The sequence below is a fragment of the Acinetobacter sp. CIP 64.2 genome, assembly GCF_000369645.1.
In the GTDB taxonomy this organism is placed as follows: domain Bacteria; phylum Pseudomonadota; class Gammaproteobacteria; order Pseudomonadales; family Moraxellaceae; genus Acinetobacter.
On the sequence record NZ_KB850122.1, the window covers coordinates 1,433,131 to 1,459,217 of the forward strand.

The window sequence follows — 26,087 nt, forward strand, 5'->3', positions numbered from 1 at the left end:
TAAAATCATGAGACGCTCCGCATCGCACTGCTTCTGACTATTTAAAATACGCGAACAGTCGGAGAGCAGATCCGCGTTACTCACCCTATCAGCTGCCAACTAGAATAAATGATAAATAAAATTTATTTTTTATCGCTTTTTATATAGATAAAAGCAAATTAAAAGATATTGATTCTCATTTACTTTTAAATAAATAATGAAGGCGCTTTAATTTATGCCAATAAAATCATTTTGATTAAAAGGAATCAAACACATGGCTTATTCTTTACCAGCGCTTCCTTATGCTTACGATGCACTTGAACCCAATATTGATACCAAAACCATGGAAATTCACCACAGCAAACATCATCAGACGTACATCAATAATATTAATGGTGCAATTGAAGGTACAGAATGGGAAAAACTCCCCGTAGAAGAATTGGTTGCCAAAGTGAATGAAGTTCCTGCCAACCTTAAAAATATGGTGATCAACAATGCAGGCGGCCATGCCAATCACTCACTGTTCTGGACAGTCATGAGTCCACAAGGAGGAGGAAATCCAACTGGCTCTGTTGCAGAAGCCATTGATCAACAACTAGGAGGCTTCGATGCTTTTAAAGAGGCTTTTACCAAGGCTGCCATTAGTCGCTTTGGGAGTGGCTGGGCATGGCTGAGCGTCACATCTGAACATCAACTCGTTGTGGAAAGTAGTGCTAATCAAGACTCACCACTGATGCATGGCAATACACCTATTCTAGGTCTGGATGTATGGGAACATGCCTACTACTTAAAATATCAAAACCGCCGCCCTGAATATATTGCTGCGTTTTATAATGTTGTGGATTGGGATGAAGTGAATCGTCGTTATCATGAGGCATCACAAGCTAAAGCGCAGTAGTTTTTCCGAAACTGGGCTTAGATCAGCATTGTTATAAAAACAGGTTAGAGTTTTTTATACCGTTCACTAAATGAACTAAAAACTCTAATCATTGTTGTATCGTATATGTCTCATAAAGAAATTTTTTGCATATTTTGTGTATTAAAAGACTGCCCTATTGTCTATAGAATCATTTACAATAAAGGCACTTAATGTAAAACCCAGCAAATTTGCAAGGAATGAAACATGACAACCATTACTTTACCTGCACTGCCATATGGCTATGATGATTTAGCGCCACACATCACTCGCGAAACTTTAGAATACCATCACGACAAACACCACAATACTTATGTTGTTAACTTAAACAACTTAATCAAAGGTACTGACCTTGAAGGTAAAACTTTAGAAGAAATCATCAAAGCATCTGCTGGTGATGCATCTAAAGCAGGTATCTTTAACAATGCTGCTCAAGTATGGAACCACACATTCTACTGGAACAGCATGAAGCCAAATGGTGGTGGTAAACCGACTGGCGCGATTGCAGCTAAAATTGATGAAGCTTTTGGTAGCTACGAAAAATTTGCTGAAGAATTCACTGCCGCTGCAACAACTCAATTCGGTTCAGGTTGGGCTTGGTTAGTGGCTGATGAAGTAAACGGTAAATTATCGATTACTAAAACTGCCAATGCAGATACACCACTTGCTCATGGTCAAGTTGCAGTATTAACAATCGACGTTTGGGAGCATGCTTACTACATCGACTTCCGTAACTTACGCCCAAAATACATCGCGACTTTCTTAGAAAGCCTAGTAAACTGGGACTATGCAAATGCAAAACTTGCAGGTCAACCAGCAGGCGTTGAGAAATAATTGATTATTTCTTGAATAAAAAACTGCTCTTGATGAGCAGTTTTTTATTGCCACGATATTTCTCATATCGCGCATCAGGACAACAGCTTTTACGACAATAAGAATGAGGCTTAATATTAATTATTCTTTGGCAAATCTTTTAAATGTAGCCTCTTGTCTGGCCTGACAGCAGAGACTCAAACAATAAACTTAGCTTCCCTTCTGAAAAGAATCACATTCAAACCACCACAGCACATCCAATTTTTAAGCAATGAAAAAACCCTGCTTTCGCAGGGTTTTCTTGAATCAGTTCAGTGCTTAGTGAGCAGCGAATTGGTTCATTGTGTTTTTAGCATCATCGTGTGCTTTAAGTGCGTTGTCACCAGAGAAGATTTCTTTGTGATCATCACCGATGTCAGAACCCGCCATTGCTTGGTGTTTAACACAAGCGATACCACCACGGATTTCTTTACGTTGTACGCCAGCAACATAAGCCAACATACCTTCAGTACCGAAGTAACCTTGTGCAAGCTCATGAGTAGAAAGCGCAGCAGTGTGGTAAGTCGGAAGTGTGATCAAGTGATGGAACACACCCGCTTCACGAGCAGCATCAGCTTGGAAAGTACGGATCTTAGCATCAGCATCAGCAGCTAATTCAGTTGCGTCGTACTCAGCGCTCATTAATTTAGCACGGTCGTAAGCAGAAACGTCTTTACCTTCAGCAACCCAACGGTCGTAAGCTTGTTGACGGAAGTTTAACGTCCAGTTGAATGATGGGCTGTTGTTATAAACAAGCTTCGCATTTGGAACTGTTTCGCGTACACGGTTAACCATGTGAGCAATTTCTTCTACGTTTGGAGTCGCAGTTTCGATCCAAAGAAGGTCAGCACCATTTTGAAGGCTAGATACACAGTCAAGTACAACACGGTCAATTTGAGTGTCAGCACGGAACTGATACAGGCCAGAAGCTAAACGCTTAGGACGGTGTAATTTACCATCACGCTTGATCAGGATTTCATCTTCTTGAGCATCAGCGATGTCAATTTCAGTTGTGTCTAAGTAGCTGATGTATTGAGAAGCGATGTCGCCTGGCTCTTTAACCACTGGGATTTTTTGAGTCAAGTCAGCGCCTTCAGAGTCAGTACGCGCAACGATGATACCATCATCAAGACCCATTTCTAAGAATGCATAACGTAATGCATGGATTTTAGCGATGAAGTCTTCGTGTGGAACAGTTACTTTACCAGCTTGGTGACCACATTGTTTTGCATCAGATACTTGGTTTTCGATTTGAAGTGCACATGCACCCGCTTCGATCATTTTCTTAGCAAGTAAGTAAGTCGCTTCTTCGTTACCGAAACCAGCGTCGATGTCAGCAATAATTGGCACAACGTGAGTTTCAAAGTTGTCGATTTGAGCAGTGATTTCAGCTGCTTTAGCTGTATCACCCGCTTCGTTTGCTTTTTTAAGTGCGCGGAATAAATCGTTTAATTCTTTCGCATCAGCTTGACGTAAGAATGTGTAGATTTCTTCGATCAATGCTGGAACAGATGTTTTTTCGTGCATAGATTGGTCAGGAAGTGGACCAAATTCTGAACGAAGTGCAGCAACCATCCAACCAGAAAGGTAGATATAACGACGTTCAGTTGTACCAAAGTATTTTTTATTCGCGATCATTTTTTGTTGCGCGATAAAACCGTGCCAGCAACCTAATGATTGAGTATATTTGCTAGAATCAGCATCATAAGCAGCCATATCACGACGCATAATCGCAGCTGTATATTTTGCGATGTCTAAACCAGTTTTGAAACGGTTTTGCAATTGCATACGAGCAGCATCTTCAGGACTAATATCTGCCCAAGTGTTGCCAAATTTTGCTTTTAATTCGCGGATTGCATCAATCGCTGTTTGATATGTAGTCATGATCTATTCCTTTGAGGATTGGCATCGAATGTGGGCTAAAAATCCTGATTTTATTTAGTCTAGATTTCAAGCGCCTCATCAACATGTATCAAAGCTTAGTCTTTGGCAAGCGATTTATCCAATATTCTGGCTTAATCTTCAGTATTTTCTAAAAAAATATATGTATAAACATTTTTCAAAAATGCGAAAAATGCAACACAAACACATGTTTTTATTTAATTTTTAAAATACGCTATCAAGTATAATTATTCGATTTCCGAGTCATTTATTAGACTCATCAGTTCAGAAAAAGCCAAAATTTGATTCTTAAAAACACTCAAAATGACAATTTTTAGCCGTGTTTTTCCACAAATGATATCGAAGAAATAATCACCTAAATACCTCTCAAATTAAATAAACCAACAGAATGTGCCAAGTTGCAGTACACATCTCGCTACTGTCGCTTTTATGTAGGATTAAGTTACACAAATCCCTTTGGATATGTCATAATTCAAGGATTTTATTTTCGGTATTTTTTTTATGAATCTGGAGCGGGTCGATCTCAATTTATTAATTTATCTTGATGTACTTCTTCGTGAAAAAAATGTCACCCGTGCAGCGGAGCAATTGGGTGTTACCCAACCTGCAATGAGTAATATTTTACGTCGATTACGCAATCTGTTTAATGATCCCCTACTCATTCGCTCTTCTGAAGGCATGACCCCTACTGAACGTGCATTAGAATTACAACCGCGTATTCGAGATGCATTGTCAGATCTTTCAATGATTCTTGAACCACGTACCGAATTCCGTCCTTATACCAGTAATCGTGTGTTCCGGATTATGACATCCGATTATGCTGAAGCCACACTTGTTCCACGCTTAGTGAAAGCATTACGCTCAGAAGCACCTAATGTGGTTTTGGATTTTTTAACTCCGAGTGATGTGTCTTATCGTGATATGGAGCAGGGTAAAGTTGATTTGGCGATTAATCGCTTCAATGAAATCCCGCAAAGTTTCCATCAAGTCTTGGTTTGGCGCGATAGCTTTAGCTGTATTCTGAACGACAAACATCCCGCAGTAACCCACCTCAATTTAAAAAGTTATCTAGATGCTCAACATATTTGGGTATCTAAAACTGGCATGGGCGTTGGTTTCGGCGTAAATCCGGAAAAACAGGCAGGTTTAGGCTGGATTGATCAAGCTTTGGAACGTATCGGGCAACGTCGCAAGATTTCTGTCTTTACCCGTCACTATCAAATGCCCGCTCTGCTCGCTCAAAATGTAGATTTGATCGCAACCTTACCCACCCGTATGGCACGTTTGCAAACTCAGAATCCTAGACTGGTTATAAAGGATCCTCCATTTTATATTCCAGAGTTTGAATTAAAAATGGCTTGGTGTCCGTTATTGCACCATCATCCTGCTCATCGCTGGCTCAGACAACTGATTTTGTTTGTTGCACGCCAAATGATTGAGGAAGAAAATCGTGAGTATTTATTAAATAATGGCAACTCACAATTACCACATAGCTTTTTTTAATTGGCCAAATTAACTAGATGAAATTTCAGCCATATCTTAAGTATGGCTGACTGTTTTAATAACAATATCAATAAAAACTTATTTCTTTTACTTATTGATACATTATATTCTATTAAAGAATAAGCGAGTGAAATAATGCCAAAGCAAGCATTATTTACATAAGCGAACTATAGGCTGCGGCCTACCAACATAGGTGATGTATGGATATTTTTCAAAGCATGATGATTCTAGTTATTCTAGTCGCATGTTCATTCTTTTTATCCTTATCTGAAATCGCGATTGCTGGATCACGAAAAATTAAACTGAAACTCCTTGCTGAAAGTGGTGACGAACGCGCAAATAAAGTGATTGAGTTGCAAGAAAACTCAGCAGACTTTTTTGCATCAACTCAAGTCGGTGTCAATGCCGTCGCGATCTTAGGCGGTATTGTTGGTGAATCATCATTACGCCCCTATTTCTACAATTTAGCAACCGAGCTTTACCCAGGCCCATGGGCAGAAACAATTGGTTTTAGTTTATCCTTTTTAACCGTCACATCTCTTTTTATCTTATTTGCCGACTTGATGCCAAAACGTTTGGCGATGATTTTTCCTGAAAAACTAGCCATCAAAGTCATCAATCCCATTACCATCTTTATCAAAATTTGCAGGCCTTTAGCTTGGGCAATTAACATCATTGCTAATTCAATTTTCAGAGTCTTTAAAATTGATACCAAGCGTGATGACAGCATGACCTTTGATGATATTTCTGCCATCATGAATGCAGGTGCGCAAGCCGGTGTCTTACAAAAACAAGAACATCATTTCATTGAAAATGTATTTGAACTTGAAGAGCGTACTGTTCCATCAAGCATGACTGCACGAGAAAACATCGTTTATTTCACCTTGAATGAAGCTGAACACAGCATTCGTCAAAAACTGGCTGACCATCCTTATTCAAAATTTTTAGTCTGTAATGAACATATCGATCAAGTGATTGGTTATGTAGATGCCAAAGATATTCTGGTTCGTATTTTAAATAATCAATCTTTCACTCAGCTGAATGAATCGATTATTCGCAATGTGCTGATTATCCCAGACAGCCTCACGCTATCAGAACTTCTTGACCGTTTTCGCTCAACCAAAGAAAAGTTTGCGGTTGTGATCAATGAGTATGCTTTAGTGGTCGGTGTCATTACCTTGAGCGATATCATGATCACCGTCATGGGTGACTGGGTGACCCCGATGGATGAAGAGCAGCAGATTATCAAACGAGATAATCATTCTTGGCTAATTGATGGCAGTACCCCGATTGAAGATGTTAAACATGCGCTGGCAATTGAAGAATTCCCAGAAAATGAAAACTATGAAACAATCGCTGGCTTTATCATGTATCGTCTACGCAAAATCCCACGTCCTGCGGATGCGGTCGAATATGCCGGTTTTAAATTTGAAGTAGTCGATATCGACCACTATAAAATTGACCAATTACTAGTGACTCAAATTACACCAAACCTAGAAAATGATTCCCCTATCACCCAAGATGATTAAGACGAGCCATCTATAAAAAAAGCCCCTTGTTGGGGCTTTTTTTATTTCAGGACAAACCAGACTACGGCAGCCAAAATCAAGAAGATCAAAATCAAGACTTTCATTCCACTACGACTACGCTGTACCAATTGCTCCTGGATCTGTGCCTGTTCTTGTGGATGATCTTGCAGATACTGATCAATTAAGTCTTTAGATTCCTTGAGACCTAAACCTGTTTTTTCCCGTGTGATCTTAATAGCATCAATCAATTGCCCTGCCCTGAGCACATTAAGCGCTTCTGGCGGAATCTTCGGTGCTAAGGTCATAAAATTAACAATCCTTGTTATTTTCTATTGGAAACCGCATTAGAGCAGGATGTTTAGAATCCCTTAGTTTCCACCATATAATGAAATGAGCTCATCAAGTACGGCTTGATAATGAATGCTGATATCTTCTGCTAAGATTTTATAAGCATTGTCAAACTGAACCATCGGCCAGCCTTCTTTCCAGAATGGAAAAATATTATGCAAATCGTGTGTGACTGTCGCATCTTCACGGCCAATAGCTTGTGCAACCTGTGCCAACACTTGAGCAGTTTCTGCACCGTCTATTGCTAGATAGTCAATACCACGCACTTTTAAAATACGAATACGGTCTTTTTTATAACGGATCTTTTTCGCCTGACCTGCATTTAAACCCAATGCCAGTGTCACTGCTTCGACAAACTTTTCTTCAAAGCTTGTACTGAGTGCAACCAGAGCCTGTTTATGTGCTTCTTGACGCCCAGCTTTCCCCCCATTACGGATCATCTCGTTTGCTTCCGTATCCAGCTTATCTTTTTTCATAGACTGTAAAATGTCTAAAATTTCGATATCGCTTAAAGATTCAGGAGATTGCTCAATCATGGGAGTCCTTATACACATAAATAAAGACATATTGTCTCATAAAAGCGATATTAAAGCAGAATAAAAATTTAAAATGGCCAGCCATCTTTGCTATTGTTGTAATGCGTACTCTAAAGATCCCGTTTGTAAAATCAAATCTTCTTCGATTTTTTGGTTATTTATTTGCCAAATTCATTTTACCCTGATAATATTATTTTACCCAGATAAAAATATGTGATTAAAATGAATACTCAAACCACCTACACTGCATTCTCAGGCAGTACACTGATTGCAAGCGGCCAACCGACTGATCTCGTGTTGAAGATTAAGCTTATTCCTGAAACAACCGAAAGCATTTTGATTTTTAATGATCAAACAGGGCAACAAATTGATCTCGATCTTTCGGGTTCTGAACAAGAGCTTCAACAACGCTACGCCGAACCAGAGGCAATTAAAAAAGTTGGACGGCCTAAACTCGGGGTTATCTCTCGTGAAATCACTTTACAGAAAAAACATTGGGATTGGCTAGATCAACAAAGTGCAAGCGCATCAGCAGTGATCCGCAAGTTGATTGATAAAGAGCTGAATGATCCTAATTCTGAAAGCAATATCATGCTTGCCAAACAAGCGACTGATCGTTTCATGTCTGCGATGTTAGGCAATATGCCAAATTATGAAGAAGCAACCCGTGCTTTATATCAAGGTGATCGAGAAGTCTTTTTAAAGATGATTCAAGATTATCCTAAAGATATAAAAGAATATTTAATTCAAAAAACCCAAAATATTTTTTAATTTTTTGATTGTTCCGCCTCCTTGATAAGTGGAACAATCAGACATAATCTATAAAGCATCTTCATCATTTATTGAAGATGTCATCTTCATATCAATATTTTTATAATCAATGACCTGCAAACAACTTAGACACCTCTCTTTCAACTCATTAATCATTTGCTGTTGCCTTACCTCTCCACCATCAAAGCTAGATAAAGCATCAATCTCATCAAAACATGCTATTACGTATTTCAGATCGTCAGAAATTATGGTGGATTTTAAGACATCATTAGAAAAGCTCGGCCTTGCTAAAGACCATATTCCAGCTTCAGGAGAAATAATACCCTGTTGAATTCCCTCTAATACTCCCAGAGCTAGTGAAGCGATATAGAATTCAGCATTTTTATTAAGGGTTTCAAGTTTCATTTATTAGAAATATAATTATATAAAAATATCGAGTATACACAATACAACAAAAAACCCGCTTACGCGGGTTTTTTAAAATCAATTCAGTCGATTAAAGACGAACCAATTCCACAACTTTTTCAGCAGCTTCTTCAAGTGTTTCAGCAGCAATCTCGGTATCAGCACCTTCAATGGTCGTTGTGATAACCACAACGCCAGTTTCACGTAACAAGGCAATTTGCTCAACCGTTAAATTGGCTTTTGCAATCGCAACTACACCTTGTTGAATCAATAAGCTTTCTAATGCTTGAGCTTTTTCAATCAACGATGCAGACACACCAATCACCGCAGGTTTTTGACCTAAACGTGCCGCACGATCTTCAGCAGTCACAGGATTGCTATGCGCCGTCCATTCAACTGCAGCTTCAACCATGCCCGCACCAACAGTCACGTTGCTGAGACGGTCAATAAAGATAAATGAGCCAGTGTAACGGCTATCCTGATATTGATCGAAGACCACTGGCGCATCAAACTCAACCACAACATCCGCAATCGCATTCAACTCAAGCTCTTCAACTTGCGTATGTTCCAACGTATTCACATTAACACGGAAATTAATTGCAGTGACTTTCGCTGGAACAGTTTGCGTGCCAATTTTGACGTTGTAGAGCTTACCTTTCACCAACGGATGTTCATTCATCCACACCACTGAAGCACGTACACTACGTGAAATCAAAGGTTGTTCGCCTGCACGGACCAAAACGTTACCACGAGAAATATCAATTTCATCGTTTAAAGTTAACGTCACGGCTTGACCAGCAACAGCTTGTTCAAGGTTACCATCAAAGGTGACGATTTCTTTGACTGTTGATTTTTTGCCAGATGGCAAAGCAACAATTTCATCACCAACCTTGATTTCACCCAACGCAATGGTCCCCGCGAAACCGCGAAAATCGAGGTTTGGACGATTCACATATTGAACCGGGAAACGGAATTCATGTTTATTTGATTCGCGTTTAATTTCCACTGATTCAAGAATGCTCATCAAGGTTTGACCCTTGTACCACGGCGTACTTGCTGATGGATTCACCACATTATCGCCATTCAGTGCCGAAATCGGTACGAACACAATATTTTCAGGACGACGATCACCAAGTTGACTGACGAAAGCATCATATTCAACTTGAATTTCATTGAAACGTGCTTCTGAGAATTCCACCAAGTCCATTTTGTTAATTGCAACCACGATATTTTTAATACCGAGCAAGCTTGCAATAAATGAATGACGACGGGTTTGAGTTTGCACACCATAACGCGCATCAATCAAGATAATCGCAAGATCAGCTGTTGATGCACCTGTTGCCATGTTACGCGTGTATTGTTCATGTCCAGGCGTATCTGCAATGATGAACTTACGCTTTTCCGTAGAGAAATAGCGATAAGCCACATCGATGGTAATGCCCTGCTCACGTTCAGCCTGCAAACCATCGACCAGTAAGGCAAGGTCAGGTGCATCACCCGTCGTACCAACTTTTTTACTGTCACGGGTTACCGCTTGTAATTGATCTTCATAAATCAATTTTGAATCATAAAGTAAACGACCAATTAAGGTACTTTTACCGTCATCGACGTTACCGCAAGTCAAAAAGCGTAATAAGTCTTTTTGCTCATGTTGTTTTAAATAACCCAAGATGTCTTGGCTAATAAGATCTGATTGATGAGACATTGCTCAAAACTCCACATATTCTTTAGAAATCGCTTTTAATCTCCCTAAATCCCTCTTTTAAAAGAGGGACTTGCTTAAGGAAATTAGAAATAACCTTCTTGCTTTTTCTTTTCCATCGAGCCCGCCTCATCATGGTCAATCATACGACCTTGACGCTCTGAGCTGGTTGCCAAAAGCATTTCTTGGATAATTTCAGGCAAGGTATCTGCTTCAGACTCAACTGCACCCGTGAGTGGATAACAGCCAAGCGTACGGAAACGTACCGATTTCATTTGTGGAACTTCCCCTTCTTTTAAACGCATACGCTCATCATCCACCATGATCAAGGTACCGCTACGCTCGACCACTGGACGAACCGCAGAGAAATAAAGAGGAACGATTTGAATATTTTCCAGATAGATATACTGCCAAATGTCTAATTCAGTCCAGTTCGACAATGGGAAGACACGAATACTTTCACCCTTGTTCACTTTACCGTTATACAGATTCCAAAGTTCTGGACGCTGGTTTTTAGGATCCCAACGATGTTTATTATCACGGAATGAATAAACACGTTCTTTGGCACGTGATTTTTCTTCATCACGGCGTGCGCCGCCAAACGCAGCATCAAACTGATACTTGTCCAAAGCTTGTTTTAAACCTTGTGTTTTCATAATGTCGGTATATTTTGAGCTGCCGTGATCAAACGGGTTAATCCCAGCCTCACGACCTTCGACATTTTGATGTACGATCAAATCGAAACCATGGGTTTTTGCCATGTTGTCACGGAAAGCGATCATGTCTTTAAACTTCCAACCAGTATCTACATGTAGTAGCGGGAATGGAAGTTTCGCTGGATAGAATGCTTTCAAAGCGAGATGTAACATCACCGCTGAATCTTTACCAATCGAGTAAAGCATCACAGGGTTTTCAAATTCAGCTGCGACTTCGCGAATAATATGAATACTTTCTGCCTCAAGTTGTTTGAGGTGCGTTAATCTATTTTCAGTCATGTACAATTTCCCCCTTATCCATGCTATCCATAAAATCTATAAGTGGAATTACACCACCACTTTGAAGACTGTGTGGAGGAACGAGTGCCATAACAACTCCAATTTTTCATGATATCGATATTCTTACTTGTAGTAGAATGAACTACTGAGTAAAGGTTATTCATTATAATAATTTAGATTCAGTTCTTTAGCTTGTTTTTTCATATCAATATGCAAAATTATGATATGAAAATAAGATTTGAGAATAACAATAGACCCAATTTCACGTGAATTAATAAAAAAAGAAGCCCTTAACGGACTTCTCATTGATCGATTAATATCGCTTAGAAACGGAACATCTTCATTTCCAATGGAATTTCAACACCGACTGAAACACCGCCATCACGACCATTTAAATCAGAGTCACTCACCCAACCATTAATTTTTAATGGAAGTGTTGGTTTGATATAGTGTGTCCAGGTTAAATCCACACCCTTCACTGTATCTTCTTTTGGAAATTCGGCATTAATTGCCAAGTTTGATTGATTGACCTTCGCATAAAGCGCACGCGCACTGAGACGGTTCATCACATCAAAACGAATATCGCCACCCAACGAATACATTTGACTATCACCGCCAATCGAATGACCTAACGGGAAACCATGTTGATAGTAACCATCTGTATATTGGTGATGGCTATAAGAAACTCCTCTCACTTCACCATTAGTTCGAGTATCCGCCCACTCAGCATAAAGCTGATAAGGCATATTTTTATAATTCGATGAGAAGTCAGCACCTGCTAAATAGAGGTATTTTGCCGGCAATCCACCCGCCTCATCTTCACCGACAAATTGAGTATATAAACTTACTGGCACATTGAATAAAGGTTGGAGTAATAAACGACCATCGAAACCAGCAATTTGGTTTGAAGCGTTATTATCACCAATACATGTACTGTCATCACAACCATTGTCATTACCAATCATTGCATTCCAATACGCTTTAAAGCTATTTGGCTGACCTTTACCGCCAATTTGAATTGCTCGGGAAGCCCCTAATTCAAGATAAGGCAATGGTTGAGCAGAAAAACGTAAGCCAAGTAGCTTAGTGTTAGGCACAGCCTTATAATCATCCAACTGCCCTACAAATGCTTGATATTGCCAAGGGCCAATCCAAGAAAGCCACTTAGATTCAAAAGCGTTTTGTACTGCACGTTGTACCGTCACCCCATAGACTGGACGGCTTGCATCACCACGAATCAAACTTCCGTCATGCCCTGGTCCCCAATACGTTGGGATTTGGCCCGCAATTACCCATTGATTCCAGAGTTTCCCCGCAATATATGAGCCTTCAACATTCGCATCATGACCATTATCAATCAAAGGGTCTTTTTCACCATTAACTCGTAACTTTGCATCCCAGTTCTCACCGCCCGCATTAAACTCGACAGCTGCCTGGTATTGAGATTTCTGGTTATCACCAAAGGTTTGTGGAATTTGCTTGAGATCAGTACCTGCATGTAAGCCAATTTTCACTGTTTCATTATCAGCTTGCAGCGCACTCATGACAGAATTGACAACTTTCTGCTGTGCACTGTTATTGACTTTTGCTTGAGATAAAGCACGCTTAACCTCATCACCACTTAACGGCCAAGTCGATGTACTGATTTGAATCACACCTTGTTGATTCAGCCAGTTTAGGTCCGTACGTAAATTTGCATCATTTAAAACAAGGCCTTGTGCAAAAGTAGTCGCAGAAAAAGACGTAAATAATGCGAGATAAAGCGATTTTTTTAGCAGCATGTCCAAACTGTTCTCAAATTTATTTATGTGCACATGATCGTTTTTTTACACTCGCATTTCAATCATCAAACGAAACAATTACATTTTTTAACGTAGAAATAAAAAGACCACCTCAAATAGGTGGTCTTTTTACAAGCAAAAAAGATTAATCTTTACGGCGCATATGAGGGAATAAAAGTACATCACGAATACTTGGCGCATTCGCAAATAACATAACTAAGCGGTCAATCCCAATCCCCTGACCTGCTGTCGGCGGTAAACCATACTCCAATGCTTCAATAAAGTCTGCATCATAATGCATGGCTTCATCATCACCCGCATCTTTTTCAGCAACCTGTGCCTGAAAACGTTCTGCCTGATCAATCGGGTCATTTAACTCGGAGAAACCATTTGCCAATTCACGACCGCCAATAAAGAATTCAAAACGATCTGTAATATGTGGATTATCATCATTACGACGTGCAAGCGGTGAAGTTTCTGCCGGATATTCCGTAATGAATGTCGGCTGACGTAATTGAGTTTCTACTGTTTCTTCAAATACGATGGTTTGCAACTTACCTAAACCAAATCCTGGTTTTACTTTCTCTTTCAATACATCTTGAATGAACTTCGCCAAGAACTCACGATCATTGACATTTTCAGGTGTAAAGGTTGGGTTATGTTCAAGAATCGCATCAAACATTGAAATTTTCTTGAATGGACCTTTGAAGCTATAGACCTCTTCACCATAAGGCACATCAGTTGTACCTAAGATATCGACTGCCAGTTTTTCAAGCATGTTTTCAGTCAAGATCATCAAGTCTTTATAGTCAGCATAAGCTTGATAGAACTCGATCATGGTGAACTCAGGGTTATGACGTGTTGAAACCCCTTCGTTACGGAAGTTACGGTTAATTTCAAATACACGTTCAAAACCACCAACCACCAGACGCTTTAAATATAATTCTGGTGCAATACGGAGGTAAAGCTCCATATCCAATGCATTGTGATGGGTCACGAACGGTTTTGCAGATGCGCCACCTGGAATCACATGCATCATTGGCGTTTCAACTTCCATGAAACGTTCATTGGTCAAAAAGGCACGAATACCCGCAACGACTTTGGCACGAATTTCAAAGGTCTTGCGTGTCTCCTCGTTGACGATCAAATCTAGATAGCGTTTACGATATTTCGCTTCAGTATCCGTTAGACCATGGAATTTGTCTGGCAGTGGGCGCAGGGATTTGGTCAATAGTTCAAAACCTTCAAGGTGAACATATAAGTCACCTTTACCCGAACGTCCAATATAACCTTCGGCAGCAATAATATCACCGAGGTCCAAGCTTTTAATGGTTTCTAAAATATCTGCTGGCAAACCTTTACGGTCTACATAAAGCTGGATACGACCTGTCATGTCTTGGATCACAATAAATGACCCACGGTTCAACATCACACGGCCTGCAACTTTGACATAAACTTTTTCAGCACCTTCAATTTGTGCTTTGTCTTGATCTTTAAATTGTTCTTGCAGATCGCCAGTATAGTGTTCACGCTTAAATGTGTTCGGCCACGGGCTCTTACCCGTTTGTTTTGCAGTCTCTTGGATTTGCTTTAATTTGGCATGACGCTGTGCGATTAAATCGTTTTCGGAAAGTGTTTGTTCAGAAGTCGATTGAGCGTTTTGTTGCGTCATCTCTGCCTCGATTAAGTAAAAAAAGAAGTGACATAGAATAGCAGATCACAATCCATTTTCGTATTGTTTCAACCAGACAATTCAAAAAAATCAAGATTTATCAGATTTTGAATCGAGATAACGCAACAATGAGCCACTCGAAAAACACACATTGATCCCTTATTTCTCAGCTAGATGTTTAACGATAGCCAGCCCTTGATCAAAACCTTGATGAATAAATTCTGCATGTTCAGGTTGAATATCGACTTCAACATGTAATTGGGTCTCACCATTAAAATCAAACAGCATATATTTCTCTAAAACGCCCGCCCAAGATTTAACCTCCTCACTATCCAGATCTTCCTTACCATCTTTAATCATTCCGAGATGTTTAAAAACAACTTCTTTGGGTACCTGTATACTTTCAATGGTGGAGACCATACCGTTACCTCTGCCATCGCTAAAATAGGTTTTACCGCCGACTTTCCAATCGGTTTTCATGGTTGAGTCGCAAGCAAAGAATTTTGTCCATTCCCGATAACTTTCAGGTGTCCATAAAACCTCCCAGACTTTCTCTGGGGTAGCATAAATTTTTATATTATATGACAGCGTTTCCATGTACTTTTCTCCATTATCATTGTTGTGATTTATCATAACCTGTTCTTGAATGTTTATTTTTTATACACACTATATTCATACGATTATTCATTTTTAATTACATAAGCATTTATATTGCTGTAAAAAATTAGAGCAATTGCTCAAATAACAAGACTTTCAGATAGAATAGCCATATCGCTATTTGAATAAATGATTAAACTCTTGCATTTACTTTACTTAAATGGCGTTCTGCGTAAAAATCTAACTCCCGATCAACACAAGTTAGTTCTATTGCAGCGATCGTAGCGACATTATGGAATAGTTTTACTGAAAGGCAATTTGAGCATACCTATCAGTTTGGAGAGTCACATGAAAAAATATCAATGTATCGTTTGTGGTTGGATTTACGACGAAGCAGAAGGCTGGCCACAAGACGGCATTGCAGCAGGTACCAAATGGGAAGATATTCCTGATGATTGGACTTGCCCAGATTGCGGCGTTTCAAAAGCTGATTTTGAAATGGTTGAAATCTAAATAGATCGAGAAGACCATGACAATGATCATGGTCTTTTTTTTGCTATCGTTTGTTTTTAAATAAGAAAATATTGGAGATTAGAATGCATCCTATCGTTATCATCGGATCAGGTATGGCGGGTTATACCGTTGCTCGAGAATTTCGTAAACTGAGTCCTGAACAAGAACTCGTTATGATCTGCGCGGATGATGCGGTAAATTATGCAAAACCAACATTATCCAATGCCTTTGCAGGCAATAAAGCACCTGAACAAATTGCTTTAGGCGATGCCAACAAAATGGCCACCCAACTAAATATGCGCATTGAAGCAGAAACCTGGGTAAAAGAAATCAATGCCGCCAACCATGAAATCACATTAGAAAAAAATGGGGAAACGCTGACTCAACCCTATTCAAAACTGGTACTTGCAGTCGGCGCAAATCCGATTCGCTTAGCAATCGCAGGCGATGGCAGTGAAGATATTCATGTGGTGAACTCACTCATCGACTATCGCAACTTCCGTGAAAATCTGGCTAAACGCAAAGATAAGCGTGTGGTGATTCTAGGAGCGGGTCTCATTGGTTGTGAGTTTGCCAATGACTTGTTACATAGCAATTATGATGTAACCGTGATTGATCTTGCAGCACAACCTCTGGGTCGCCTACTGCCGAATCATGTCGCTGAAGCATTCAAAACCAATCTAGAACAAGCAGGCATAAAATTCGCCCTTTCAACAACAGTTGAAAAAGTCACGAAAATTAATAACGGTGAAGACTATGCCGTCACTTTAGCCAATGGTCAGACTTTAGTTGCAGATATCGTACTATCGGCTATTGGATTACAGCCAAATATTGCTTTAGCGAAAGCAGCAGACATTCAAACCAGTCGTGGCATCATTACCAATACTTTATTGGAAACCAATCAAGTAGATGTTTATGCCGTAGGTGACTGCGCTGAGGTAAATGGTACGTTGCTGCCATATGTCATGCCAATCATGCAACAAGCGCGTGCTCTAGCAAAAACCCTGAGTGGTCAGAGCACTGCGGTACACTATCCAGCCATGCCAGTTGCAGTTAAAACACCTGCTGCACCATTAACTGTTTTACCAGCTCCCCTAAACGTTGACGTGAACTGGGAAACAGAGGAGTTCGAGGATGGCATGTTGGCCAAAGCGGCTGACGGCGAAGGCACATTAAGAGGTTTTGTGCTTCTCGGTGCAACAGCAGCAAAGCAACGTTTAAGCTTAACCAAGTTGGTTCCAGACTTGATTCCAGCACAAGTTTAAAGTTTAAATACGGGAGTTGCAGAAAAAATTTCTGTATCTCCCAAACGCATAAGAAGAATTCAACTCGGAACGGATATCATGAACAGTGCGCTTCAATTTAATGTGTCACCCTATGCTTCATTTATGCAAGAGACCAAAGTCACTTTAGGTAATGGCATTGAATTGCATGTTGAAATTGGAGGAAATCCTGAACACCCAACCATTTTGTTAATTATGGGCTTGGGTGCACAAATGCTATTTTGGCCTGATTTCTTTTGTAAGGCTCTCATTGACCAAGGTTTCCGTGTCATTCGTTTCGATAATCGGGATATTGGTTTATCTTCTAAAATCCGCAATAAGGGAAAACGGCTCAACACAATCAAACTCATGAGTCGCTTCATGTTTGGCCTTGGCAATGAAGGTGCACCTTATACCCTGTATGATATGGCCGATGATGTTACCCTGTTAATTGATCAATTAGGTCTTGAAAAAGTTTACCTGCTTGGTGCATCTATGGGCGGTATGATTTCACAGATTGTGGCCGCGAAATATCCAGAAAAAATAGAAAAAGTGGCTTTACTCTTCACCAGTAACAATCAGCCTTTTTTACCACCGCCCTATCCCAAGCAATTGTTTAGCTTACTTGGCAAGCCAGCTGCACACGATGAAGAAACAATTATTAATCATAGTTTAAACGTTTTCCGGATTATTGGGTCACCCGGTTATGTCAATCCAGTCGAATCAATTCAAACCATTCGCAAATTATATCGTCGTAGTTTTTACCCTGCGGGTGTACTTCAACAGTTTTTAGCAATATTATGTACGGGTTCTTTGTTATCATTGAACAAAACGATGACTCAGCCAACTTTGGTTGTACATGGATCAAAAGATCGATTGTTACCGCCAAGTCATGGGAAAGCTGTTGCAAAAGCAATTTCTGGTGCTAAGTTTGAATTAATCCAAGGAATGGGGCATGATATTCCTGCACATTTCATTCCACAACTTAGTGGTTTGTTTGCTCACCACTTTAGATCATCACACTAGGACACTATGGCTGCATTACCCTCATTAAGACAGCTATCATATTTAGTTACGTTGTCAGAAACTTTACATTTTACTGAAGCAGCGCGTCGTTCCTTTGTTACCCAGTCAACATTATCGGGTGGCATCATGGAATTAGAGCGTTTATTGGGTGGCGTCTTAGTTGAGCGTGATCGTCAAAACGTCCGTCTAACGCCTCTAGGCGAACAGGTTGTGGCTCGAGCACGAGTATTACTTGCAGATGCCCAAGACTTAATGCGCTTAAGCCGAGAAATGAGTGAACCTTTAACAGGTGATTTACATCTTGGTATTATCCCAACTATTGCACCATTTATTCTGACGCAACTGCTTGAAGAAGTGCATCAACAATTGCCAAAAATTCAACTGCATCTACATGAAGCACAAAGCGAGAAAATTGTAGAAAAGTTAGAACACGGCAATCTGGACATGATTGTACTTGCGCTCCCTTTTGACACACGTAGTTTAAAAGTCGCTGAAATTGCCAAAGAGCATCTGTTTCTTGTATACAACAAGAAAGATAACAATGCCGCCAATGCAAATTCCCTAGATGACTTAGATCTATCGCGTTTGATGTTACTTGAAGAAGGCCATTGTTTACGTGACCATGCGCTTAGTGCCTGTCCTGTGGGTGAGCGTAAAAATGATCACCGCTTAAAAGCAAGCTCATTACCAACGCTTGTTGAAATGGTTTCTTCGGATCTTGGCTTTACCTTATTGCCAGAGATTGCATTAAAAAACAGTATGATTCACTTCAATGAAGATATTGCAGTGAAATCAATTGAAGCTGCACCAAGCCGCACCTTGGCTTTAGTTACACGTAAAAGCACTCCATTACAAAGTGAGTTTGATGTGATTTTGCAAATTCTGCAAAAAATCACAGCGCATTTAGCGTAATGCAATAAAAAAGCCTGTAATCTCATTACAGGCTTTTTTAGATCTATAACAATGATTACTTGATATCTAATAAATTAACCAGTTCGACTTGCACATCACTCATCCGCTGTCCTTGATCCAGTAGCTGATCAAAATAAGCCTCGACGACCTTGGCTTGGTCTGCCGTATTTTCAACTTTATACATGCTCTGACGAAACTCATTGCTTGAGCGTAAACCTTTGGTATACCAAGCAATATGTTTACGGGCAATACGACAACCTGAGTATTCACCATAGAACTGATACAGTTCCGCCAAATGCCCAAGTAATACTGTTTTAACTTCGGCAATATCAGGCGCAGCAAGATGCTCCCCTGTTTTTAGGTAATGCGCAATTTCTCGAAAGATCCAAGGACGACCTTGAGCCGCACGCCCAATCATAATGGCATCAGCCCCTGTATAGTCCAGCACATATTTGGCTTTTTCCGGACTATCAATATCGCCATTGGCAATCAATGGAATATCGATCAGTTCCTTAACCTGTTTAATCAGCTCATAACGCGCTGTATTTAAATACATGTCTTCACGGGTACGGCCATGCAAAGCCAATGCTGCAATTCCAGACTCTTCAGCCCGCTTGGCAACACGCATAATATTTTCATGGCCATTTAAAAAGCCTAAACGGGTTTTTAAAGTCACAGGAACATCCACAGCTGCCACTACAGCATCAAGAATACGTGCGACCAAATCTTCGTCTTGCAGCAATGCAGAGCCTGCAAGTTTATTACAGACCTTTTTCGCGGGACATCCCATATTGATATCAACGATTTGTGCCCCATTTGCGACTTGATAACGTGCCGCTTCCGCCAATTGTTCAGGATCAGAGCCTGCAATCTGTGCTGAAATTGGCGCGAGTTCACCATCAAAATTGGCTCGATATAAGCTCTTTTTACTCATGCGCAATGTCTTGTCAGCAGTCATCATTTCACTGACCGCATGTCCTGCACCAAAGTATTTACATAGCGTCCGAAAGGGCCGATCTGTAACGCCTGCCATCGGAGCGACCCAAAGTTTCTTATCTATTGATTTATCAAACAATTCTTTAATAGTGCTGTTTTTACTCAATTTCTATAGCCTCGTATAACTTCGTATAGTCGCGTATTCTTGACTTTTGGTGTTAATTAGTTGCACCTTAGATTCTTTGTGGTGCAAATTAATGGGAACAGTCACTAAACGTGCTCAAGCAGACGGTACAACTCGATATCGTGCACAGGTGCGTATTAAGCGTGAGGGCTACCCTGTTTACAATGCATCAAAGACTTTTAATAAAAAGTCATTAGCTAATGAATGGATCAGAAGAACAGAAGCTGAAATAGAAATAAATCCCGATAAAATGCTTAATCCTGCTGAAGAATTAAAGCAAGCGACACTCGCTGAATTTATCATGACTTATAGAAGCAGATAGTTTTGCCAGAACAAAAACGGGAGCACTCAAACACATTGCTAGTTTAGAGATTTCTGAAAAAAATATCTATTCTTTAACACGCTAAGATTTTTCTGATTTTGCAATTATGCGGCGCAAAGGTGACCCGATTCGTGGCACGGATGGTGTAGCCCCTTCAACTACGTTAAAAGAACTAAGCCACATTAAAGCGGTTCTACTACATGCCCATTTTGTTTGGGGCAAAGAAATTGAACATGTTATTGATGAATCTAATAAATCTATGACAGACTTACGAAAAGCCCGTATTGTCACTAAAAGTAAGACCAGGGATCACCTACCTACTTCTGAAGAACTTCAAGCTTTAACAAACTTTTTCTATAAAGGCTGGATGCGTATTAAAAATGCGGTACCAATGCATTTGATCATCTGGTTCGCTATTTATTCGGGAAGACGCGAAGATGAACTCTGCTCTTTATGCCTTCCAGATTACGATAAACACCATGCACAATGGTTAGTTCGAGATGCGAAGCACCCTGACGGATCTGAAGGAAACCATAAATACATCCACCTTGAGCCAAAAACTATCATGCTGGTTGGAAAGTTTATAGAAGCCGAAACTCGTAAGCGTATGCTTGAGCTCGGTTATAACGAAAAGCTATTAATTCGTAAATACAGCAACCGTTTCAAGTTACTTTACAAGAGTATGCCAACAGCTCGGTATTGAAGATTTACGGTTCCATGACATACGCCACGAAGCAGCGACAAGATACGCTGAAGAAGGGTTCACGACCCCACAATTGCAAACAATCACTTTGCATGAATCTTGGAATACTTTAAAAAGATATGTGAATCTCAAAAAGCGTGGGGAGCAACGACTAGATTTTGCTGAAGCTATGAATATTGCTGAGAGTAGTTATAACAATCACTTTAAAGAGTGGAATAAAACGCAGCGTAATATCGCAAGCATGGATATTTTTGAAGCCTTTGAGGTTGCTCTGGATGACACTATCTCTGTACCTTATAAATTCTTAGAGGATCAGATAAATGATTTCATTCAGGAATATAAGCAGAATAAATACTTTATCCGAAAACATATAACAAAGTTAAATACAGAATACCCTTTTGCTTGGAGTAAAGAAAAACAAGAGTTTTACATCAAAGAAATCCAGATAGCCTGAGAGGATTGGTTTGCAGAACATGGCCATGTAATTTGGTCTGATTTAACTGATGAAACTTCGCATTTTGGATTTAAAAATAATCGTGTGATTCGTCTATTTAAGAACAGGGTTTTAGAGTTTAATACTGAGCTTAATGCTTGGTTAAATATTTCCAATGATTACTATTTTAATGAAAACTTTCACATCAAAAAGTCTATTTAATTATTTTTTACATAAATAAAAACACCACAAGATGTGGCTTTTATTATATAACGAGCATAAAAATCACCCAAGTAAGTTTTAAATAGAATCACCTTCCATAAAAATTGTAGCAACACCACCAATCTGCATATTAAAACTAGTCTTTTTATAAAGATAAAATTCCCATTAACATTTTACGTTAAGCTATTTTAAAAAATCAAAAAGGAAAGACTTTTCCATCAATAGAAAATATTATTTTTTGTAATCTTCATTTTTACCAAAAAAATAAAAGCCTTTTAAATCCAAATACATATAATTATAAAATAATTAACAAATTTAAAACAAACAATAATATAAAATATAAAATATAAAAATACACACTAAAAAAATATATTACCTGTAATATCAATCACGTGATAATTAATCACAAACATTATTCAAAATAGGAAATTTTCAATGAAAAAGCTAACTTTATTATTAACATCATTAACTTTACTTTCTGCATCAACTTTAACAATGGCGGCAGATGAAAAAGCTGAAAATGCAATTTTCTGTCCACCAGGTTCTAAAATTTGTGTACTACCTATTTAAAGTTAGCGAATAGCAAAACCTTAATTAAATAGTAATAAAAAACCACCTAACGGTGGTTTTTTATTTGAAATAAATTATCATTTAAACTCTAAAAGAATTTCACGATAAACTGAATTTCCAATATTCTTCGCAAGATGAGTAGCAGGCAATTTCGCCCCATTTCCAATTTCAGAAGTTATTTCGATAACATCATCTTTTACATTTAAGGAAACAATGCCACCAGTAGGTAACTCAAGTACTCCACAATTTTCTCTATTTCTGTCTAGCACTTGTAAAGTCGAACCTTGAGTTGTATACCATATATAACTTTTTTCATGAGTATGTAACTCTGTTTCTTCTCCAATAGCTATTTCAAAATCCCAAAGGATAATTTTTTCATTCTCAAAAATTATTTTGTTTCCGACATTTTTTGAAGGTTTAATTGGTTGCATAAAAAAGCTCCTTGGCGTAAAAAATATTTGTAATTGCAGTATTCTTAGGTAAAAAATAGGAACTATTTAAGAACTATAGTTTCTTTATCCCTACGTATTCTTGAAATACTATTTCCTTCATAAACAGGATATGGCATATTTGTAAATGTGCTATCGTGATATTGAATCCAACCGACTCTTTCCGCAAGATTACTTTTAAAAGGTTTACCCTCTTTTAAACAATCAAGAACATATGAAAATGTATATTTAGGTTCCCATTCTAAGAGCTTTCTGGCTTTAGTATTATCATAGACTCGGTCAAATCTTGGGAATAACCTCCAACCCTTATCCTTGTAAATGTAAGAACAACCTGGGTAAATTTTATTTATAATTTTTAATGGATTACAGTTTAAGACTTTGCAATCATCTTTAACAAATGGTGTGGTACTACTTATGATAAATTTATCGAAATATTCATCACCATTGTAGTGAAAAGCTGCCTTTAAATGTGCATTAACAACATCTTCAATATCTGCTCGACGATATAACAATTCATTTACCTTAACATTATCCTGATTATAATTTTCACGAATAAATTTGTTATCATCATCCTCATAAAAAAACCGAGAGTTTCTAAGAACAATACATCTCATCTTCTTATCCAAAGAAAATAATCTACATAACTCTTCTGCACTCAACTTGGTTAATCCATAAATATTTTTGCTCTCAATCTTAGTCGACTCATTTATCCAAACTGCAGGTAGACTTTGATCTGGGGATAAAACACTACCATATACACTTGTAGTACTAGAAAAGATAAATGATTTTACCTTTTTATCTTTAGCACTTTGAAGTAAAACACATGTCCCCCAAATATTAGTTTCAATAAACTCATGTATTGAATGGGTTGCTACATGTGGTTTATGCAAGCCTGCTGTATGAAAAACAACATCTATACCTGTCATACAGCTATTTATAAAATCCTCATCATGAATATTACCAACATGCGTAGTTTCAGTAGATTCTCTTATATCCACACCAATAACACTATAACCTTTTTCTTTACAAACAATAGATAAGGCCGTACCTAGATTCCCACTACTTCCAGTAATTAAAATATTCATTTCCACCTCTTTATTTATAAAAAACTAATAATTTTGCATATTAAATATAATTTCAATTTTTAGTATTCCCGAATTCATTTAAATCATTAAAATAATATCTATATGCATTCAAAGTACCCTCTATTACAGAATTTTCGTTTTCCAAATTTAACTCCAGATTATTCACATAATTAAGAAACCTGTCCCAATGCTCCATTCTTTCATCTTTATTTCCTGCTAAATTTCTTGCTCCAAAATTCTCAGACAGACAAAAATAATTTTTTGCACATTTTAAGAAATCTAATGAATACAGTGACAATTTCTCTGAAAAATATAACCAACCTAATGCTTCATATTCATTAATTAAAACTGGGCTTTGCGGTCTATAATTCTCTAAGATAATAAATAAATCTACTACATCCCCCCTTAATAGCTTTCAATCTGTCATAGCATTTAACATTTGGAATAAAACGTGGAACATCATAAATAGAACTTATTTCAATCATTTCATAATAAAAATTATATTGCATTAAAACATAACTTTTGTATCGTTTTAAGCTTCCAAACAAACCAAAATTCGATAAAGCCTCTTGCAATATTAAATTTTCATTTTCAGTGTGGCTCAATATTTTATTATGCAAATTACTTTTAATAACAATGCTCATACCAACTCCATTTTTTAATTAGAAATTAAACCTAAAGCTAATTGCAAATTTTGAGCTGATGATCCCAGAATTCATTCCATAGATCACAATATTTCAAGCATATTTCATAAATATTTATATAATCTTCTTTTGTACAGGCATGTGCTAAAGCAAACCATAAGTCTCCTTTAGCTCCGCCTTCTTCAAGGCAATATCCACCGTCTATATGAATACCTATATTTTTTAAAGCATTACTTAAGGGTGAACTAAATATTAATGCTTCCATCTCAACAACAGCTAATAAAGCAAGAATTGATGTGTAACTAAAAAAACTATTTTCTAAATATTGACGAACTTTTTTTGCTGATTTAGATGGTATGTATCTTTTTCTAGCATCACTACCAACTTCTAGCTCATCAAGTACTTTTTCAAATTTTGGGTATCTTGCCAAATCAGGATTTCCAATATCATTTAAATCCCTTGAATTTAAATTAAATCCAAATTCTTCAAAAACATTTAAACCCAGCAAGAATCTCGGATACATTTTTATACCAGATTGAAATCTTAGCTCTAATTGCCTAGTTTGATACTGAGCCATAAGTAATGCATCTGTGAATATTTGAGCTATTGCGTATCTATACTCCAGATGAATTTTAACTAGATTTTCTCTACTTATCTTTCCATCATTCAGAGCATCAATTATTGGATGTCTATTTAAAGGATGAATTTTAAGAGTGTCTTTTAGCAGATCAATAAAATCGATATTTTCATTCCACTGCTTGTCACCTATACTTACTTTCATTTTATTAACTACTGTATCTCTTGTTTGATTAAAAACTCTGATTTTAATAGACATTTTTCATTTCTCAAAATATAACTTAGATTCACAGTAATTAAACAGGGCAATGAAGCCATACAATAATTAAAGTAGCAACAATAATATTAACAACTCTAGTATCAATAACAATTAAATTATTACCCACACCAAAAACCAATATCAAAACTTACAAATAAATTTTCTCTTCAATGGATTTAATAAAACAATACATTTAAAGCATCACCCTTCAGAAAAGCAATTAGTAACAGTAAATAATTTTCAACTTAAAAGAGAATAATTTACATATAAAACCACTCTCTCGAATCAATCAATACAGTATCTTTCTCTTAAAATATTTCGTTAAAACTATGAAATTAAAGCCCTTTACACTGTTACAAAATCTTTTTAAAATGTTTTTATTTGTATACAAAAAAATACCAAAAACTTAATTCTTTTCAAAAAAAACTATTATTTATTAGTAGATTAAGAAATTACATCTCATTTATAATTATTACAAAAAAACACAATTGAATTAAATTTAA

General features: G+C 38.0%; 24 protein-coding genes and 1 pseudogene. 11 read left to right on the plus strand and 14 right to left on the minus strand.

Translation table 11 applies throughout. The annotated features are described in order from the left end of the window. The first annotated feature begins 253 nt into the window (after positions 1-253). Together F895_RS04275 and F895_RS04270 are read left to right on the plus strand one after the other, a co-directional pair. Positions 254-877: a superoxide dismutase gene (locus F895_RS04275; protein WP_005243196.1), complete on the plus strand. Its 624-nt coding sequence runs from the start codon at positions 254-256 to the stop codon at positions 875-877. A 225-nt stretch (positions 878-1,102) separates the two neighbouring features. Continuing rightward, on the plus strand, positions 1,103-1,729 hold the full coding sequence (locus F895_RS04270) for a superoxide dismutase (RefSeq protein WP_005243197.1): 627 nt from the start codon (positions 1,103-1,105) through the stop codon (positions 1,727-1,729). A gap of 297 nt (positions 1,730-2,026) precedes the next feature. Here F895_RS04270 and F895_RS04265 read toward each other — a convergent pair whose 3' ends face one another. Then, the gene (locus F895_RS04265; RefSeq protein ID WP_004652709.1) at positions 2,027-3,631 is read right to left on the minus strand and encodes an isocitrate lyase; all 1,605 of its coding nucleotides are present in this window, start codon (positions 3,629-3,631) and stop codon (positions 2,027-2,029) included. 519 nt (positions 3,632-4,150) lie between these two features. Here F895_RS04265 and F895_RS04260 point away from each other — a divergent pair. Both F895_RS04260 and F895_RS04255 read left to right on the plus strand, forming a co-directional pair. Beyond that, positions 4,151-5,152, plus strand: coding sequence for a LysR family transcriptional regulator (locus F895_RS04260; RefSeq protein WP_004652708.1), 1,002 nt, complete (start codon positions 4,151-4,153; stop codon positions 5,150-5,152). Between the two features lie 200 nt (positions 5,153-5,352). After that, entirely contained in the window at positions 5,353-6,681 is a 1,329-nt protein-coding gene (locus tag F895_RS04255) for a polyamine export protein PaeA (RefSeq protein ID WP_005243198.1), read from the plus strand. Between the two features lie 41 nt (positions 6,682-6,722). Here F895_RS04255 and F895_RS04250 read toward each other — a convergent pair whose 3' ends face one another. Then, positions 6,723-6,986: a hypothetical protein gene (locus tag F895_RS04250; protein ID WP_005243199.1), complete on the minus strand. Its 264-nt coding sequence runs from the start codon at positions 6,984-6,986 to the stop codon at positions 6,723-6,725. Positions 6,987-7,049: 63 nt separating this feature from the next. Continuing rightward, positions 7,050-7,565, minus strand: a complete 516-nt coding sequence (locus F895_RS04245; protein WP_005243200.1) for a hypothetical protein — start codon at positions 7,563-7,565, stop codon at positions 7,050-7,052. Positions 7,566-7,778: 213 nt separating this feature from the next. On the opposite strand from F895_RS04245, the gene F895_RS04240 reads away from it, so the two are divergent. Beyond that, positions 7,779-8,336 carry a DUF2239 family protein gene (locus F895_RS04240; protein WP_162629592.1) on the plus strand — a complete coding sequence of 186 codons (558 nt, stop codon included), beginning with the start codon at positions 7,779-7,781 and terminating at the stop codon, positions 8,334-8,336. A gap of 48 nt (positions 8,337-8,384) precedes the next feature. Here F895_RS04240 and F895_RS04235 read toward each other — a convergent pair whose 3' ends face one another. The 6 genes from F895_RS04235 to F895_RS04210 all read right to left on the minus strand — a co-directional run bounded on the left by F895_RS04235 (position 8,385) and on the right by F895_RS04210 (position 15,488). Continuing rightward, the gene (locus tag F895_RS04235; protein WP_005243202.1) at positions 8,385-8,741 is read right to left on the minus strand and encodes a hypothetical protein; all 357 of its coding nucleotides are present in this window, start codon (positions 8,739-8,741) and stop codon (positions 8,385-8,387) included. A gap of 91 nt (positions 8,742-8,832) precedes the next feature. After that, positions 8,833-10,446: a sulfate adenylyltransferase subunit CysN gene (gene cysN, locus F895_RS04230; protein WP_005243205.1), complete on the minus strand. Its 1,614-nt coding sequence runs from the start codon at positions 10,444-10,446 to the stop codon at positions 8,833-8,835. Between the two features lie 83 nt (positions 10,447-10,529). Then, on the minus strand, positions 10,530-11,438 hold the full coding sequence (cysD, locus tag F895_RS04225) for a sulfate adenylyltransferase subunit CysD (protein ID WP_005243206.1): 909 nt from the start codon (positions 11,436-11,438) through the stop codon (positions 10,530-10,532). 323 nt (positions 11,439-11,761) lie between these two features. After that, positions 11,762-13,219: a capsule assembly Wzi family protein gene (locus F895_RS04220; protein ID WP_005243208.1), complete on the minus strand. Its 1,458-nt coding sequence runs from the start codon at positions 13,217-13,219 to the stop codon at positions 11,762-11,764. A 145-nt stretch (positions 13,220-13,364) separates the two neighbouring features. Beyond that, positions 13,365-14,891, minus strand: a complete 1,527-nt coding sequence (lysS, locus tag F895_RS04215; protein ID WP_005243209.1) for a lysine--tRNA ligase — start codon at positions 14,889-14,891, stop codon at positions 13,365-13,367. Between the two features lie 159 nt (positions 14,892-15,050). Then, positions 15,051-15,488 carry an SRPBCC family protein gene (locus F895_RS04210; RefSeq protein ID WP_005243210.1) on the minus strand — a complete coding sequence of 146 codons (438 nt, stop codon included), beginning with the start codon at positions 15,486-15,488 and terminating at the stop codon, positions 15,051-15,053. Positions 15,489-15,836: 348 nt separating this feature from the next. On the opposite strand from F895_RS04210, the gene rubA reads away from it, so the two are divergent. From rubA to oxyR, 4 genes are all read left to right on the plus strand, one after another. Further along, positions 15,837-16,001, plus strand: coding sequence for a rubredoxin RubA (rubA, locus tag F895_RS04205; protein WP_004678010.1), 165 nt, complete (start codon positions 15,837-15,839; stop codon positions 15,999-16,001). Positions 16,002-16,084: 83 nt separating this feature from the next. Continuing rightward, positions 16,085-17,266: a rubredoxin reductase RubB gene (rubB, locus tag F895_RS04200; protein ID WP_005243211.1), complete on the plus strand. Its 1,182-nt coding sequence runs from the start codon at positions 16,085-16,087 to the stop codon at positions 17,264-17,266. A gap of 78 nt (positions 17,267-17,344) precedes the next feature. After that, entirely contained in the window at positions 17,345-18,289 is a 945-nt protein-coding gene (gene estB / locus F895_RS04195; protein WP_005243212.1) for an esterase EstB, read from the plus strand. Positions 18,290-18,295: 6 nt separating this feature from the next. Continuing rightward, positions 18,296-19,201 carry a LysR family transcriptional regulator OxyR gene (oxyR, locus tag F895_RS04190; protein WP_005243213.1) on the plus strand — a complete coding sequence of 302 codons (906 nt, stop codon included), beginning with the start codon at positions 18,296-18,298 and terminating at the stop codon, positions 19,199-19,201. Positions 19,202-19,256: 55 nt separating this feature from the next. Here the strand turns inward: oxyR and dusB are convergent, their stop codons facing one another. Beyond that, a complete protein-coding gene (dusB, locus tag F895_RS04185) occupies positions 19,257-20,276 on the minus strand; it encodes a tRNA dihydrouridine synthase DusB (protein WP_026040189.1) in 1,020 nt (339 codons plus the stop codon). Positions 20,277-20,394: 118 nt separating this feature from the next. Between dusB and F895_RS0119070 the strand changes: the two are divergent. Both F895_RS0119070 and F895_RS20405 read left to right on the plus strand, forming a co-directional pair. Next, positions 20,395-22,001 (plus strand): annotated as a pseudogene (locus tag F895_RS0119070) (site-specific integrase). A 435-nt stretch (positions 22,002-22,436) separates the two neighbouring features. Next, a complete protein-coding gene (locus F895_RS20405; protein WP_005243218.1) occupies positions 22,437-22,571 on the plus strand; it encodes a hypothetical protein in 135 nt (44 codons plus the stop codon). A 77-nt stretch (positions 22,572-22,648) separates the two neighbouring features. Here the strand turns inward: F895_RS20405 and F895_RS04180 are convergent, their stop codons facing one another. From F895_RS04180 to F895_RS04165, 4 genes are all read right to left on the minus strand, one after another. Continuing rightward, on the minus strand, positions 22,649-23,002 hold the full coding sequence (locus tag F895_RS04180) for a hypothetical protein (protein WP_005243219.1): 354 nt from the start codon (positions 23,000-23,002) through the stop codon (positions 22,649-22,651). 62 nt (positions 23,003-23,064) lie between these two features. Continuing rightward, positions 23,065-24,105: an NAD-dependent epimerase/dehydratase family protein gene (locus tag F895_RS04175; RefSeq protein WP_005243220.1), complete on the minus strand. Its 1,041-nt coding sequence runs from the start codon at positions 24,103-24,105 to the stop codon at positions 23,065-23,067. A gap of 362 nt (positions 24,106-24,467) precedes the next feature. Continuing rightward, positions 24,468-24,749, minus strand: a complete 282-nt coding sequence (locus F895_RS04170) for a hypothetical protein (protein WP_005243221.1) — start codon at positions 24,747-24,749, stop codon at positions 24,468-24,470. Between the two features lie 37 nt (positions 24,750-24,786). Beyond that, the gene (locus F895_RS04165) at positions 24,787-25,584 is read right to left on the minus strand and encodes a hypothetical protein (RefSeq protein ID WP_005243222.1); all 798 of its coding nucleotides are present in this window, start codon (positions 25,582-25,584) and stop codon (positions 24,787-24,789) included. Positions 25,585-26,087: the final 503 nt, after the last annotated feature.